Annotated in this window: 5 protein-coding genes; all 5 read left to right on the top strand. The window is 66.7% G+C overall.

The genetic code is table 11. The features are described 5' to 3' along the window. Nucleotides 1-128 precede the first annotated feature (128 nt). The 5 genes from AC1RLW_RS10630 to AC1RLW_RS10650 all read left to right on the top strand — a co-directional run bounded on the left by AC1RLW_RS10630 (nucleotide 129) and on the right by AC1RLW_RS10650 (nucleotide 16,125). The gene (locus AC1RLW_RS10630; RefSeq protein ID WP_493192992.1) at nucleotides 129-1,811 is read left to right on the top strand and encodes a sensor histidine kinase; all 1,683 of its coding nucleotides are present in this window, start codon (nucleotides 129-131) and stop codon (nucleotides 1,809-1,811) included. A 37-nt stretch (nucleotides 1,812-1,848) separates the two neighbouring features. Next, the gene (locus AC1RLW_RS10635) at nucleotides 1,849-2,535 is read left to right on the top strand and encodes a response regulator (protein WP_095950012.1); all 687 of its coding nucleotides are present in this window, start codon (nucleotides 1,849-1,851) and stop codon (nucleotides 2,533-2,535) included. Nucleotides 2,536-3,393: 858 nt separating this feature from the next. After that, nucleotides 3,394-4,167, top strand: a complete 774-nt coding sequence (locus AC1RLW_RS10640) for a LuxR C-terminal-related transcriptional regulator (protein WP_493192993.1) — start codon at nucleotides 3,394-3,396, stop codon at nucleotides 4,165-4,167. Nucleotides 4,168-4,181: 14 nt separating this feature from the next. After that, nucleotides 4,182-4,634 (top strand): hypothetical protein, encoded by a 453-nt coding sequence (locus AC1RLW_RS10645; protein WP_062470857.1) that lies wholly within the window; start codon nucleotides 4,182-4,184, stop codon nucleotides 4,632-4,634. A 496-nt stretch (nucleotides 4,635-5,130) separates the two neighbouring features. Continuing rightward, nucleotides 5,131-16,125, top strand: a complete 10,995-nt coding sequence (locus AC1RLW_RS10650; protein ID WP_493192994.1) for a peroxidase family protein — start codon at nucleotides 5,131-5,133, stop codon at nucleotides 16,123-16,125. Nucleotides 16,126-16,164: the final 39 nt, after the last annotated feature.

Here is a 16,164-nt window from a genome sequence, read left to right on the forward strand (position 1 = left end):
ACCAAAGAAGTAATGTGAAACCTTCACATACACCGCGTTATTGGCACGAAGAAATGAACGCCAGGCTGTTACCACCGAACGTCGGCCCCTGCCGTGCATGAAACAGTTCATGCGAAGGATGTCTTGCCATGCGCGCCCCCGTCTCCGCCCCGAGCCTCGACAGCAGCCTGTCGACGGACGCGCTCATGGCCGCCCGCATGCGGCTGGTGCTGTCGATCTCGGCGGTGCTGGCCATGGCGGTCGATGCGGGGCCCACGCGGCAACCGGTGGCCAGCGCGGTCTGGCTGGCCTTTTGCGGATACCTCCTGCACAGCGTGCTGGTGCACGCCTGCACGCAGGGCGGCTGGCGCCATGTCCAGGGCAAGGCGGTCCACTGGTCCGACGTGATGTGGTTCACGCTGATCGTCTTCGTGACGGGCGGCGTGCACAGCCTCTTCTTCCTGTTCTATTTCTTCGCCATCCTGACCTCCTCGTTCCGCTGGGGCTTCGAGGAAGGCGCCCGCGTGACGATCGTCTCGGTCGCGTCGTTCGCCGCCTGCGGGCTCGGCACGAGCACGGGCGACGACGCGCCGCAGCTGCTGATGCGCACGACCTTCCTGCTGGCGCTGGGGCACATGATCGTGCACTGGGGCGGCTCCAAGCTCATCCTGCAGCGGCGCCTGGCCCTGCTGGGTGACATCAGCCAGCTGTCGAACCCGCGCTTCGGCGCGGGCCGCACCATCGCCCGCACGATGGAAAAGACGCTGGCCTTCTTCAAGGCCAGCCATTGCATCCTCATGACGCGCGACACCGCCACCGGCAACTGGACCCTGCGCACGCTGCGCAAGGACGACACCTGCGAGCACGTCGGTGTCGAGACGCTCGGAGGCATCGCCGAGTCGCCGCTGATGGCGCTGGAGCATCCGCACACCGTGCTGAGCAACCGCCTGCCCTGGCCGCTGAACCACTTCTTTGCGCGCAGCCACATGCACGGCCCCGGTGCGATCGGCTGGCGCCCCGAGGGCCGCGACGGCGCCAAGCGCAGTGCCGCGGTGGCCGCCATGCTCGAGGCCCGCGCGTTCATCAGCGCCGCGCTGCCGCTGCGCCTGGGCGAGGGGCGCGTGTTCATCTCCTCGCGCAACGGCCACTTCAGCAAGTCCGACGCGCTGTTCCTCGCGCACCTCATGGAACAGATCTTCCCGGTCATCGAGACCATCGAAGTGCTCGACCGCATGGCCTCGGAAGCGGCCGCGACCGAGCGCCTGAAGATCTCGCTGGACCTGCACGACACCGCCGTGCAGCCCTACATCGGGTTGCGCATGGGCCTGTGCGCCCTGCGCAAGAAGGCCGCCGCGGACAACCCGCTGCTCGAGGACCTGGACAAGCTCGCCGAGGTGGCGAGCGGCGTGATCGCCGACCTGCGGCGCTTCGCGGGCGCGGTCAAGGACGGCCCGGAAAGTTCGTGCGGCCTCGTGCTGCACCAGCTGTACAGCCAGGCCGCCCGCATCCAGGGGCTCTACGGCATCGAGATTTCGGTGAACGTCGAAGGCCACGTGCGTCTTGACGACCGCATGACCGCGGAGGTCCTGCAGATGGTGGGCGAAGGCCTGAACAACATCTGCAAGCACACGCAGGCCCGCCGCGGTAGCGTGCGCATCGGCTGCCGCAACGGCTGCCTGCACCTGCGCATCGAGAACGAAGGCGGCGAAGAGAACTTCGCGCCCTTCCGGCCACGCTCCCTCAGCGACCGCGCAGCGGCGCTCGGAGGCCGCGCGCAGGTCAGCCGGTGCCGGGGCGGCGGCACCGAGGTGCTGATCGAAATCCCCATCTGAGCCCCCAAAAGCACGACAACAGTCCGAGGAGCCCCTCATGCAAACCGAAGCCCATCCCATCGGCGTCCTGCTGGTGGACGATCACCAGACCATGCTGTGGGGCCTGTCCCGGCTGATCGACGGCGAACAGCCGCGCATGAAGGTCGTCGCCACCGCCAGCTGCTGCGAAGAAGCCGTGGCGCACACGCAGAGCCTGGCTCCCGACGTCATCGTGCTCGACCTCGACCTGGACGGCCATTGCGCCCTGGACATCCTGCCGCAGCTGCTGTCGAACGAGGTCTCGCGCGTCGTTGTGCTGACCGGCGAGCGCGAGCAGCGCACGCTGGACCTCGCGGTGCTGCGCGGCGCACGCGGCGTGATGCGCAAGGACGCCTCGGCCGAACAGGTGCTCGACGCGATCGAACGCGTGCACCACGGCGAACTCTGCGTCGACGCCCCGACCATGGGCCGCGTGCTCTCGGAACTCACCTCGGTGAAGAAGCCGCCGAAAGCCGACCCCGAGTCGGTCAGGCAGGCCAGCCTGACCCAGAAGGAGCGCGACATCGTCCGCACCGTGGTGCACGGCAGCGGCGCCTCCAACAAGACGCTGGCCGGGCAGGCCTTCGTCACCGAGCACACGCTGCGCAACCACCTCACGTCGATCTACCAGAAGCTCGGCGTGACGAACCGGCTCGAGCTGTACATCTACGCCGTCAAGCACCACCTCGACGCGATGGCGCACTGACAGCGCCCGGCCCGCCCCCGTCCTTCGGGACGCCCACTGCGGGTCGCTCAGCGTCGGCTGCCCCTCCGGGACCCGCCATTTCCCCGCTTTTCCGATCCCCGCCTGCTGCGATCAACTGGCGTGCGGGAGCGCACCGGACTGGCAGAGGAGGAAAAGATTCGGCACCGTATTTCGTGCCACCTCAAAGAAATTGAATTTCAATTGAATTGAAAAAATCATGATCAAGCGAGAGAATAAGTTCACAAAATAAAAACCGAATAGCAGACAATTTGGTTAATAGAAGATTTCATTCAATTCAAATATCATCGGAATTTCAATAATCAAATTATTTCCTCGGTTTCAATTGGTTTTTTGAATACTTTATTTCGCCAAACACCAAATACCCAATCGGAAATGAATTTCATATTTGATTAATTTCATTATTTTCAAAATTTCCTCGCATAAATAAACCAATTCCACCTTTCAACCAGCATTGCTCACCTGGCGAACAATGCGTCGTTTTTCACGATCAGCCTCAAAAACATAGAAATTAGGTATATCGAACGTCATGGTTCAGGTAGTTCCATTTTGAAACACTCATGTCTTTCCACAAACAGGAGCAAAAGACCCGCGCAACCGTCCCGTCAAGTTCATAGGATTGCGCAAGCCTCGGTCGAATTGAATTTCAATTAAAACTCACAGAAAACATTCAATTCGGCACTTGCCTTTCATTTTTCTATTGAAAATGTATGAAACCCCAACCTGCTTTGCCGCCGATGGGGAAAGTGGCCCCGGAGCGCTCGATGGACGACCTTTGCGTCTCCCCGCCCACGCTCGCAACGACCGGCCTGCGTCGCTCACGCCAACCGGGGCAGGCACATGCTTGATCACCGGCTCATCAGCTCTGGCGAGAAGGCCTCCGTCGGCGTCTGCGCGCCCGCCGCGAGGCTGTGGCCGGACTTTCTGATCGGCCAGGAGAAATCGCCGGTGCGCGTGCTGCTCGTCGACGACGACGAGTACATGCGCCGGGTGATCGCCCAGGAGCTGCTGTCGGACCTGCGCATCCAGCTCGAAGGCCAGGCCGACAGCGTTCGCGAGGGACGCCGGCTGCTGACCACGCACACCTTCGACGTGCTGATGCTCGAGCTGCAGCTGGGCGACGAGATGGGCTTCGAGCTGATCACCGAGGCACGCCGCCTGCACCGCAGCAGCGAGGTCATCGTGATCTCCTCGCTCGAGGACGACGCCCACGTGCTGCGCGCCTTCGAACTGGGTGCCATGGGGTACCTCCTGAAGAACGCCTGGTTGCAAAGCTTCGCCGATGCCGTGCTGCACGTGGTGAACGGCGGGGCCGCGATCACGCCCCGGCTCACGCGGCGCCTGCTGCACCGCCTGGACTACCACCCCCGCGAGCTGGTCGCCGACAAGGCGCCGTCGCCGCCGAGACCGCCGTCGCGCGACATGACACTGACGCCGCGAGAGAGCGAGGTCCTGCGTTGCGTGGCCTCGGGTTACGTCTCCGCGGAGATCGGCGCCAAGCTCGGCATCACGGGCCAGACCGTCAATGTGCACATCAAGAGCATCTACAAGAAGCTGCATGTGCATTCGCGCGCCCAGGCGGTGAACTTCGCCGTTCACACGGGCCTGATCTGAAGGGCAACGACCCCATGACTTCGATCGATTGCCCCTTCGCCGCCGGATCGCGCCCTCGCCGCGCGCTCGACAAGCGGCCCTTCGTTCAGGCCATGCTTGTCGCGGCCTGGGCCACGCAGGTCATGTGCGCCGACCTGGCGATCGCAACGGAATCGACGTCGGCCGCCGTTGCGGCGCACGAGAACCCGGATGGCGGCGTTGCGGACGGCGAAGTCGCAAACGAAGCGGCCGTGGCGACGGCCTCTCCCGACGATCCGGCGGCCACAACAGGAAGCGGTGACCCGGAGCGCCCCGGCTCCGCCGTCTACAGCCCCTTCGCGAGCCCGCCACACGGCAATGAACGCCCTCCCGCTTTCGCTGCGGCGTCCCAAAAAAGCAATGGCGGCCATGCGGAAATGGCGCTCATCGCCCTGATTTCGGCCGGTGTCGCCGCGGTCGCTGTTTTTTTTTGGCTCTGGCGCGCGTAGTCAGGTTCTCGTCAGTTAATTTGTATGTGAGAAAGTTGCATTCCTGAAGATGGCCTCTCATAATTAGCACCTTCGTTTTCGAAGACAACCAATCGACCACCGGTTGCCGTCCGCTTACAAGCGGCAACGACTTTCGGCGCGCCGACCTAGATTCTTTTTGACAGGATCCATGGTGGGGGTATCGCATGAACAAGTGTCGAATCAAGGTCCGCATGAAATGCGGGCTTCATCTCCATGCCGGCATCGCGCCTGACCGGCATCGCGCAATGGATATTTGCTGCACCGCCCCGCTGCGGTGCCTGAGCGGCCGACGACGATCCTAGTCGCTCCCCAGGCGTGACCGCCACCGGGTCGCGCGCTGCATCACTTCCTCGAAAAACCCGCGGCTGGCAATTCCAGGCGCGCGGTCACTCCTGAGCCACGCTACATGAGCCTTTTCGCCATGTAGGCGGGACCGGGGCTGCATTGAAAGTCGTTCGTCTTGAGGAGAATAGAAATGGCCACGCTGATCAGGTCCGATCTCGAATTCATTCTTCAACAAATTCTCATTGCGGAAGCACAAGCAGCGGGAGCAGACCCCGCCAGCCTGGTCCCGAACGCCTTTGCGCCCTTCGGCCTCAGGACGGTCGACGGGTCGTACAACAACCTGATGCCGGGCCAGAGCGAGTTCGGTGCCGCAGACAACCCGTTTCCGCAGCTGGTGCCGCAGACCTACAGCAACGAGCAGGACGACGCCTTCGCAGGGATCACCAACACGGACTACGGCAGCGCCGGGAACGTGGTCGATGCCGACCCGCGGCTGATCAGCAACCTGGTCGCCGACATGACCAGCAACAACCCCGCGGCGGTGAGCGCCTTCGTGGCCGCGGGCCTCGGAACGCTCGACGCAGCCGGCGTCCTGTACGACCTCCAGGGCGTCGTCATTCCCCCCGGCACGCTGCTGGAGATTCCGAACACCACGCCCGACGAAGGCCTCTCGGCGCCCTTCAATTCATGGTTCACCTTCTTCGGCCAGTTCTTCGACCACGGCCTCGACCTGGTCAACAAGAGCAGCACCGAGATGATCTTCATGCCGCTGCAGCCGGACGATCCGCTGTTCAGTACGGCCCCCGGCGCCCCGAATTTCATGATCCTTTCGCGCGCCACACGCGACGCGAACGGCGACCAGACCAACCAGACGACGCCCTTCGTCGATCAGAACCAGACCTACACCTCGCATCCCTCGCACCAGGTGTTCCTGCGCGAGTACGTGCTCGACGCCAACGGCCGTCCGGTGGCCACGGGCAGCCTGCTCGATGGCGCCGACGGCGGCCTTGCCAACTGGGCCCAGGTCAAGGCGCAGGCGCTGATGCTCGGCATCCAGCTCGACGACGCCGACGTGCTGGACCTGCCCCTCTTGGCGACGGACCAGTTCGGCAAGTTCATCCCCGATCCCGTGACCGGCTTCGCGCAGATCGTGCTGCGAGCCGCCGACGTCGGCGGGCCGCTGGACCCGGACGGCAACGGGCTCGCCTCGGGCACGCCCGGCGCGCCCCTCGACGCCAGCGTGGGCGTTCGCACCGGCCATGCTTTCCTGAACGACATCGCGCATGCCGCGGCGCCCGTGTTCGTGGGCGGCGTGCTGGCGCCCGACAGCGACTCGGCCGTCGGCCTCTCGGAACCCGGCACCTATGACAACGAGCTGCTGGACCGTCACTTCATCACCGGCGACGGCCGCGGCAACGAAAACATCGCCCTGACCTCCGTCCACCACGTCTTCCACTCCGAGCACAACCGGCAGGCCGAAGAGATCAAGGCCACCGTCCTGGCCACCGGCGACGCCGCGTTCATTGCCTCATGGCAGTTGCCCGACGGTTCATGGAACGGCGAGCGCATCTTCCAGGCCGCCCGCTTCGCGACGGAGATGCAGTACCAGCACCTGGTGTTCGAAGAGTTCGCGCGCAAGATGCAGCCGGCCGTCGACGAGTTCCTGGCCGAAACCAACTACCAGACGACGATCAATCCGGCGATCGTCGCCGAGTTCGCACACGCGGTCTTCCGCGTCGGGCACACGATGCTGACCGAGACCGTGGACCGGCTGGACCCCAATTTCCTGTCGAGCGATCTCGCGCTGGTCGATGCCTTCCTCAACCCGACCGGGTTCAACAACGACGGCGCACTGACGCCGGAGCAGGCGGCCGGCGCCATCGTGCGCGGCATGACCCGGCAGGTGGGCAACGAGATCGACGAGTTCGTCACCGACGCGGTGCGCAACCAGCTCCTGGGCCTGCCGCTGGACCTCGCCGCCATCAACATCGCACGCGGCCGGGACACCGGCATTCCCACGCTCAACGAAGCGCGGCGGGAGTTCTATACCTCGACCGCGGACCCGCAGCTCAAGCCCTATACGAGCTGGGTCGACCTCACGCAGCACCTCAAGCATGAAGCCTCCGTCATCAACTTCATTGCGGCGTACGGCACGCATGGCGCGCTGACCGCCGCGGACGTCGACACGATGGCCGAGAAGCGGGCCGTGGCGGCCGCACTCGTCTTCGGCGGCACCGTGGTTCTCAACGCCGGCACGGCCGCGGAGCGCAGCTTCGTTGCAGACGAAGCAGACAGGCTCGCCTTCCTGAACAGCACGGGCATCTACGCGATGGTCGGCGGTGTCACCACCACGGGCGTGGACGACATCGACCTGTGGATCGGCGGCCTGGCCGAAGAGCAGATGCCCTTCGGCGGCCTGCTGGGCTCGACCTTCAACTTCGTCTTCGAGTCGCAGATGGAGGCGCTGCAGAACGGCGACCGCTTCTACTACCTCTCCCGTCTGGCCGGCCTCAACTTCCTCACCGAACTGGAGAACAACACCTTCGCCAAGCTGGTGATGCTCAACACCGACGCCACGCACCTGCCGGCCGACATCTTCTCGACCCCGGGCCTGATCCTCGAAGTCGACCCGCTGCGCCAGTTCACCGGCATCGGCGTGGACGGTCACGGCGACCCGACCGAGGGCGGCACCGAACTCACCCCGCTGGTGATCCGTGACGATCCCACGACCGCGGCCGTGGAGACCACCTACCTGCGCTACACGGGCGACGAACACGTGGTGCTCGGCGGCTCCGCCGGCAACGACACCCTGATCGCCAGCATCGGCGACGACACCATCTACGGCGACGGCGGCAACGACCGCATCGAGTCCGGCGACGGCAACGACCAGGTCGAGGGCGGCGCGGGCGACGACATCATCACGGACCGCGGCGGCGACGACGTGCTCAAGGGCAACGAGGGCAACGACGTCATCCACGGCGGCAACGGCGCGAACCTGATCATCGGCGGGGACGGCAGCGACTTCATCATCACCGGCGAGGACGTTTCCGAAGTCTTTGCCGGCCAGGGCAACGACTTCGTCCTGGGCAGCAAGGGCAACCTGCCGACATTCGGCAACGAGGGCCACGACTGGATCGAGCTGGGAACCCAGGACGGCACCACGGGCGACAGCTTCGACCCGCTCGTGCAAGACAGCGTCATCGGCAACGACGTCCTGATCTCCGGCGGCGGTTTCGACGAGCTGATCGGCGAAGGCGGCGACGACATCTTCACCGGCTCCGACGGCGAAGACCACTTCGACGGCGGCTCCGGCTTCGACTGGGCCAGCTACAAGTTCGACAAGTACGGCGTGACCGCCGACATGATCGTCAACGACTTCGTGGTGCCCCCGGTGGTCAACTCGAACGCCGCGATGATGGACCGCTTCGCCTTCACCGAAGGCCTGTCGGGATCGGCTTTCGCCGACTTCCTGCGCGGCGACGACGCCGACGCCGTCGAGATCCTGCAGGCCGGCTGGACCGGCAGCGTGCTCACCAACATCGCGCTCATCGACGGCCTGCAAGGCCTGCTGCCCGCGGGCATGACCTCGTTCGGCGAGGGCAACATCATCCTGGGCGGCGACGGCAGCGACCTCATCGAGGGCCGCGGCGGCAACGACATCATCGACGGCGACGCCTGGCTCAACGTGCGCATCGCCGTCTCGGGCGTGCCCGGCCTCACCAGCGTCGACAGCCTGAAGGAGCTGGTGCCGCGCATGCTCTCGGGCGAGATCAACCCGGGCCAGCTCAGCATCGTGCGCGAGATCCTGATGTCCGACAGCGCCGACTACGACACCGCGATGTTCTCCGGGCTGCGCGCCAACTACACCGTCACCACCGGCGCCGACGGCCGTACCACCGTCACCGACAACGTCGGCACCGACGGCACCGACATCCTGCGCAACATCGAGCGGCTGCAGTTCTCCGACGCCGTCCAGCTGCTGTCCGGCAGCAACAACGCACCGGGCGGCTCGGTCACGATCAGCGACGACACGCCGCAGATCAACCAGCTCCTGAGCGTGTCGGCCGCCCTCACCGATGCGGACAATCCTGGCGGCACGGTCACCGGACCGATCAGCTACACGTGGCAGTACGAGGCCGACCCGACGCGCGCGCCGGGCGTGTTCCGCGACATCATCGACCTGGGCGGCGGCCAGCCCGCCACGGTGAACGGCACGACCTTCCGGGTCACCGCGCCCTTCGACGGCCTGGCCATCCGGGTGCGGGCCGTCTACCGCGATGCCGACGGCGTGCTGGAAACCGTGTACTCCGCGCCCACCGCGGCGGTCACCGGCGTGGCGGCCGTCGTGCCGCCGGCGCCGGCGCCTTCCTCCGCGCTGGTCGACAGCGCGGGCGTGCGCTTCCTCCAGTCCGACCTGCAGTTCATCCTGGAGCAGATCAAGATCTCGGAGCGACACGCGAACGGCGAGGCGCTGACCGACATCCTGGACAACGCGCGCGCGCCGCTCGGCCTTCGCACGGTGGACGGCTCCTACAACAACCTGGTGCAGGGCCAGTCCGGCTTTGGCGCCGCGGACCAGGTGTTCCCGCGCCTGGTCGATCCGGTGTTCCGCAACGACCAGGACGGTGACAGCATCAACCTCGGCCCGGGGGGCACGCTCACCAACACCGACTACGGCCCCAGCGGCAATGTGGTGGACGCCGACCCGCGCATCATCAGCAACCTGATCGTCGACATGACGAGCAACAATCCGGCGGCGGTGAGCGCGTTCGTCGACGCGGGCCTGGGCACGCTGGTGGACGGTGTCCTGTACGACCTGGACGGCGTGGCCATTCCCGTCGGCACCCTGCTGGTCATTCCGAACACCGCGCCGGACGAAGGCCTTTCGGCGCCGTTCAACGCCTTCATGACCTTCTTCGGCCAGTTCTTCGACCACGGCCTGGACCTCGTGGCCAAGGGCGGCAACGGCACCATCTTCGTCCCGCTGCAGCCCGACGATCCGCTCTACGTGTCGGGCAGCAACAGCAACTTCCTGGTGCTGACGCGCGCCACCCAGGTTGCCGGACCCGGCGCCGACGGCGTCATGGGCACCGCGGACGACACCACGCACGAGGCCACGAACCTCACGACGCCTTTCATCGACCAGAACCAGACCTACACGTCGCACCCCTCGCACCAGGTCTTCCTGCGCGCCTACGAGCTCAACGCCGACGGCAAGCCGGTCGCCACCGGGCGGCTGATCACCAACCGCGACCTCGGTGCCGACGGCCTCTTCGGCACGGCCGACGACATCGAGCTGGGCGGCATGGCCACCTGGGCGGTGGTCAAGGCGCAGGCGCGCGACCTGCTGGGCATCGCGCTGGACAATGCCGACGCGCTCAACCTGCCGCTGCTGGCGGCCGACGAGTACGGCAACTTCATTCCCGACCCGGTGACCGGCTTCGCACAGATCGTGCTGCAGGCCGGCGGCACGCTGGCCTCGGGCTCGCCGGGCGCGCCGATCGATGCAAGCCTGGCCGTGCGCACGGGCCACGTGTTCCTGGCCGACATCGCCCACACCGCCAACCCGGTGAACAGCCAGGGCGTCGCGCTGACGGCCGATGCCGACGACCAGATCGGCGGCACGCCGGCCGCGGGCTTCTACGACGACGAACTGCTCGATGCGCACTACATCGCAGGCGACGGCCGGGTCAACGAGAACATCGCGCTGACCAGCATTCACCATGTGTTCCACGCCGAGCACAACCGGCTGGTCGAACACACCAAGGCGGTGATCATGGCGTCGGGCGACGCGGCCTTCATTGCCGAATGGCACCTGCCCGATGGCTCGTGGGACGGCGAGCGCCTGTTCCAGGCCGCCCGCTTCGGCACCGAGATGCAGTACCAGCACCTGGTGTTCGAGGAGTTCGCGCGCAAGGTGCAGCCGCAGATCGACATCTTCTTTGCCGCCACCCAGGTCTACGACACCGAGATCGATCCATCGATCGTCGCCGAGTTCGCCCACACCGTGTACCGCTTCGGCCACTCGATGCTGACGGAGACGGTGGACCGCTTCGACGTCGACTTCAACGTGATCGGCGGCACGGCCGACCCCGCGCAGCAGCTCGGGCTGATCGAGGCCTTCCTCAATCCGCTCGCGTTCGCCGCCAGCGGCATCACGGCGGATGAAGCGGCCGGCGCGCTCGCGCGCGGCCTCACGCGGCAACAGGGCAACGAGATCGACGAGTTCGTGACCGAGGCCCTGCGCAACAACCTGCTCGGCCTGCCGCTCGACCTGGCGACGATCAACATCGTGCGCGGGCGCGACACCGGCGTGCCGACACTCAACGCCGCGCGGCGCGACTTCTACAGCGTGACCGGCGACAGCCAGCTCAAGCCCTACGCGAACTGGGTCGACTTCATGCAGCACATCAAGCATGAGGCCTCGGTGGTCAACTTCATTGCGGCCTACGGCGTGCACGCCAGCCTGGCCGCCGCCGACACCCTGATCGAGAAGCGCGCGGCGGCGGTGGCGCTGGTCTACGGCGGCATCGGTGCGCCGGAGGACCGGCTCGACTTCCTGTACGGACGCAATGCCTACGCCGACGAGGCCGGCATCACGACCACCGGCGTCGACGACATCGACCTGTGGATCGGCGGCCTGGCCGAAAAGCAGATGCCGTTCGGCGGCCTGCTGGGCTCGACCTTCAATTTCGTCTTCGAGGAGCAGATGGAGAAGCTGCAGGACGGCGACCGCTTCTACTACCTGGAGCGCACGCAGGGCCTGAACTTCCTCACCGAGCTGGAGAACAACTCCTTCGCCCGGCTGGTGATGGCCAACACCGATGTCGAGCACCTGCCCGGCGACATCTTCACGACGCCGGGGTTCACGCTGGAGGTGGACCCGTCCCGGCAGTTCACTGGCCTGGGGCTCGACGGGCGCGACGATCCGACGGCCGAGGGGAGCCTGACGCCACTGGTGCTGCGCAACAACCCCGGCACCGAAGCGGCCGATCCGAACTACCTGCAGTACAGCGGTGAGGACCACGTCGTTCTGGGCGGCACCGCAGGCAACGACACCATCATTTCCAGCATCGGCGACGACACGCTGTGGGGCGACGCCGGCAATGACCGGCTCGAAGGCGGGGACGGCAACGACTTCGTCTTCGGCGGGGCCGGCGACGACATCATGACGGACCTGGGTGGCGACGACAACATGCAGGGCGGCGACGGCAACGACGCCATCCACGGCGGCAACGGCATCAACCTGATCCTGGGCGGCCACGGCAACGACTTCATCGTCACCGGTGAAGACCCGTCCGAGGCGTTCGGCGGCACGGGCAACGACTTCATCCTCGGCGCCCGCGGCAACGAGTTCGTGTTCGGCAACGAAGGCGACGACTGGATCGAGAAAGGCATGGCCGACGGCAGCGCCGGCGAGAACTTCGACGCCTTCGCCCGCGACCAGGTGGTGGGCCACGACGTCTTCATCGGCAACTCGATCTCCGACCGGATGGACGGCGAAGGCGGCGACGACATCATGTTCGGCAACGGCGGGCAGGTGGACCGCTACGAAGGCGGCTCCGGCTTCGACTGGGCCGGGTTCAAGGACGATGCCTTCGGCGTCACGGCCGACCTGTTCCTTCGTGCCTTCGACGAGACGCCCGTGCCGATCTCGAACGCGACCGTGCTGGCGCGGTTCACTTCGGTCGAGGGCATGTCGGGCTCTGCGCACGCCGACGTCCTGCGCGGCGACGACAACGATGCGGCCGCGATGGCGCTGTCGGGCACCACGGGCAGCGTGCTGACCCACATCGAACTCATCGACGGACTGCAGGGCCTCCTGGACCAGGTGCTCGGTGTCGGCATGGAGATGGACGGACCGGTGACTTCGTTCGCCGGCAACATCATCCTGGGCGGCGGCGGCAGCGACCTGCTGGAGGGCCGCGGCGGCAACGACATCATCGACGGCGATGCCTGGCTGAACGTGCGCATCAGCGTGCGGGAGAACGCCGACGGAACGGGCGCCGAGATCGCGAGCTATGACACCATGACCGACCTCGAGCTGCAGGGGCGCGTCTTCGACGGCACCTACAACCCGGGTCAACTCACCATTGCCCGCGAGATCCTGATGTCGGATGCGCCGGACTTCGACACGGCCGTCTTCTCGGACGTCTTCGGCAACTACGAGATCACCTTCCTCGAAAACGATGTCTGGCGCGTCAGCCATGTCGTGGACGGCGTGGCCGGCGCCGACGGCATCGACGTGGTGCGCAACATCGAGCGCCTGCAGTTCTCCGATGGCGCGGCATTCATTGCGGAAGAAGGCTTCAACCTCGATCCCGAAGGCCAGCTGACCCTCAGCGACACCACGCCCACCCTGGGCGCGACCCTCACCGTGTCGGCCCTGGGCGTGACCGACCCGGACAACGTCAGCGCGACCAACCCCGACGGTGCGATCACCGGCCCCATCGCCTACTTCTGGCAGGCCGAGGTCCGCCCCGGCATCTTCGAGGACATCCTGATCGAGAACGCCGGCGGCGAAGTGGCCCGGGCCACGGGCACGAGCTTCACGCCGCGGACCTTCGAGCTCGGCCTGGCGCTGCGCGTGCGGGCGGTCTACAAGGACGCCAACGACGTGCTGGAGAACGTGTACTCCGCCACGACCGCGCCGCTGGCCCTCAACACCGCGGCCACCGGGCAGCCGACGATCAGCGACACCACGCCGACCGAAGGCCAGCTGCTGACGGCATCGACCCTCGGCATCAGCGACGTGGACGGGCTGACGGGTGCCGTCTTCAGCTACCAGTGGGAACAGGCCGTCAACACGGGCGTCGGCGGCGGCGCCGCCGGGTTCACGCCCATCGCGGGCGCCACCCTGGCGACCTTCACGCCGGGCGCCGGCCAGGTCAACCGCGAACTGCGCCTGACGGTGAGCTTCACGGACGATGCGGGCGCGCTCGAGACGGTGCGCTCCGCGGCCACCGTGGTCACGGGCGACTTCATCGCGGCCAACAACGCCGCCCAGGTCCTCACGGGCACTGAAGGCCAGGACGTGATCTTCGGCGGCGGCGGCGCGGACGCCATCAACGGCCTCGGCCAGGACGACCTCATCGACGGCGGCGCGGGCAGCGACAGCATCGCCGGCGGCGCCGGCAACGACACCATCAACTACACGATGGGCGAAGGCACGGACACCGTCGACGGCGGCGCGGGGCTGGACACCCTGAACGTCATCGGAACGGCGGCGGCCGACGCGCTCGCGGTGAGCTACAACGGCACCGCGCTCACGGTGGTGGCCGGCGGCACGGTGAGCAATGTCGAGTCGGTCACGGCCGACCTGCTGGCCGGCGTGGACACGCTGACCTACACCAGCGCCGCGGCCATCTCGGTGAACCTCACGGCCGGAACGGCCTCGGGCTTCACCTCGATCGCCGGCATCGAGAACGTGACGACAGGCGGCGGCGCCGACGTGCTCGTGGGCAATGCGCTGGCCAACGTGCTCAACGGCGGCGGCGGCGACGACCGCTTCGTCGCGACGGTGAACGACGGCAACGACAGCTACACCGGCGGCGGCGGCACCGATACGCTCGACCTGTCCGCGATCTCGGCAGGCGTGACGATCACCCCGACGACCGCCACGGGCGCGCAGACGGGCACCGATGCGCTGTCTTCCATCGAGAACTTCATCGGCAGCCAGGGCGCTGACAGCATCGTCGTCAACGGCGGCGCGAACGTGATCGACGGCCAGGGCGGCAACGACGTCATCGACGCCGGCGGCGGCAACGACACCGTGACCGGTGGCGAGGGCAACGACACGCTCACCGGCGGCGCCGGCAACGACACGGTCAGCGGCGGCGCGGGAGACGACCTCTTCCACTACCTCGTCGGCGACGGCGCGGACACGATCAACGGCGGCGCGGGTGCCAACGACCGGCTGACCATCGCCGGCACGGCGCTGGGCCAGACGCTCGCGGTGGTGCTGACGGGAACGGCGATCGCGTCCCTGGCGGGCGGCACCGTCACCGACGTCGAGGCGGTCACGGCCGACCTCCAGGGCGGCGTCGATACCCTGAGCTACGGTGCCACGACCACGGCCGTCACCGTGAACCTGGCCACCGGCACGGCCACGGGCTTCGAATCGGTGGCGAACATCGAGAACGTGACCGGTGGTGCCGGCAACGACACGCTGACCGGCAACACCGGTGCCAACGCGCTGAACGGCGGTGGCGGCGACGATCGCTTCGTCGCGACGATCGGCGACGGCAACGACAGCTATGTCGGCGGGGCCGGCGTGGACACCTACGACCTGTCGGCCACCACGGCCGGCGCGACGGTGACGGTCAACCTCGCCACGAGCGCGCAGATCGGCACCGACACGCTCAACACGATGGAGAACATCATCGGCAGCCAGGGCAACGACATCATCGTCGTCAATGGCGGCGCGAACTTCATCGACGGCCAGGGTGGCAACGACACCATCAGTGCCGGCGCCGGCGACGACATCGTGCTGGGTGGCTCGGGCAACGACACCATCAACGGCCAGGCGGGCGACGACAGGCTCACGGGCGGGCTGGACAGCGACACGGTGGACGGCGATGCGGGCGCAGACACCTTCATCGCCACGGTGGGCGACGGCAACGACAGCTACGCCGGCGGCATCGGCAACGACACCTACGACCTGTCCGCCACCTCGGCCGGTGCGACGGTCACGCCGACCTCCGCCACCAGCGCAGAGACCGGCACCGACACGCTGAGCTCGGTGGAGAACGTGATCGGCAGCCAGGGCAACGACAACATCAGCTTCGCGCCCGTGGCTCTCCTGAATTCCGCGAACGTGGTGGATGGCGGTGGCGGCAACGACACCCTCAGCACCGGGGCGGGCGCGGACCGGCTGACCGGCGGCACGGGCAACGACACCATGGACGGCGGAACGGGAGACGACGTCTTCGTGTTCGCGCCGGGGTTCGGCAACGACACGATCCTCGGCTTCGATGCCAGCGGGAACCTGCTCAACGGGCAGGACCGGCTGAACATCTCCGCGATGGGGATCAACGCCGGCAACTTTGCCGCCAACGTGTCCATCACCGACCTGGGCGCCGACACGCTGGTCGAGTTCGACGGCCTGGAAAGCATCCTGCTGATGGGTGTGAACGGGGTGGGAACGAACACCATCACGCAGGCCGATTTCGTGCTGTCGGCATGAGCACCGCCAACGTTTCAACGACCTTGACCACGGAGAACG

It is taken from the genome of Variovorax sp. GW822-FHT04A09 (genome assembly GCF_058801005.1).

Excerpts from the sequence above, each read along its gene's own strand:
- AC1RLW_RS10650 (WP_493192994.1), top strand. The coding sequence starts at position 5,131 with ATGGCCACGCTGATCAGGTCCGATCTCGAATTCATTCTTCAACAAATT.
- AC1RLW_RS10645 (WP_062470857.1), top strand. The coding sequence starts at position 4,182 with ATGACTTCGATCGATTGCCCCTTCGCCGCCGGATCGCGCCCTCGCCGC.
- AC1RLW_RS10640 (WP_493192993.1), top strand. The coding sequence starts at position 3,394 with ATGCTTGATCACCGGCTCATCAGCTCTGGCGAGAAGGCCTCCGTCGGC.
- AC1RLW_RS10630 (WP_493192992.1), top strand. The coding sequence starts at position 129 with ATGCGCGCCCCCGTCTCCGCCCCGAGCCTCGACAGCAGCCTGTCGACG.
- AC1RLW_RS10635 (WP_095950012.1), top strand. The coding sequence starts at position 1,849 with ATGCAAACCGAAGCCCATCCCATCGGCGTCCTGCTGGTGGACGATCAC.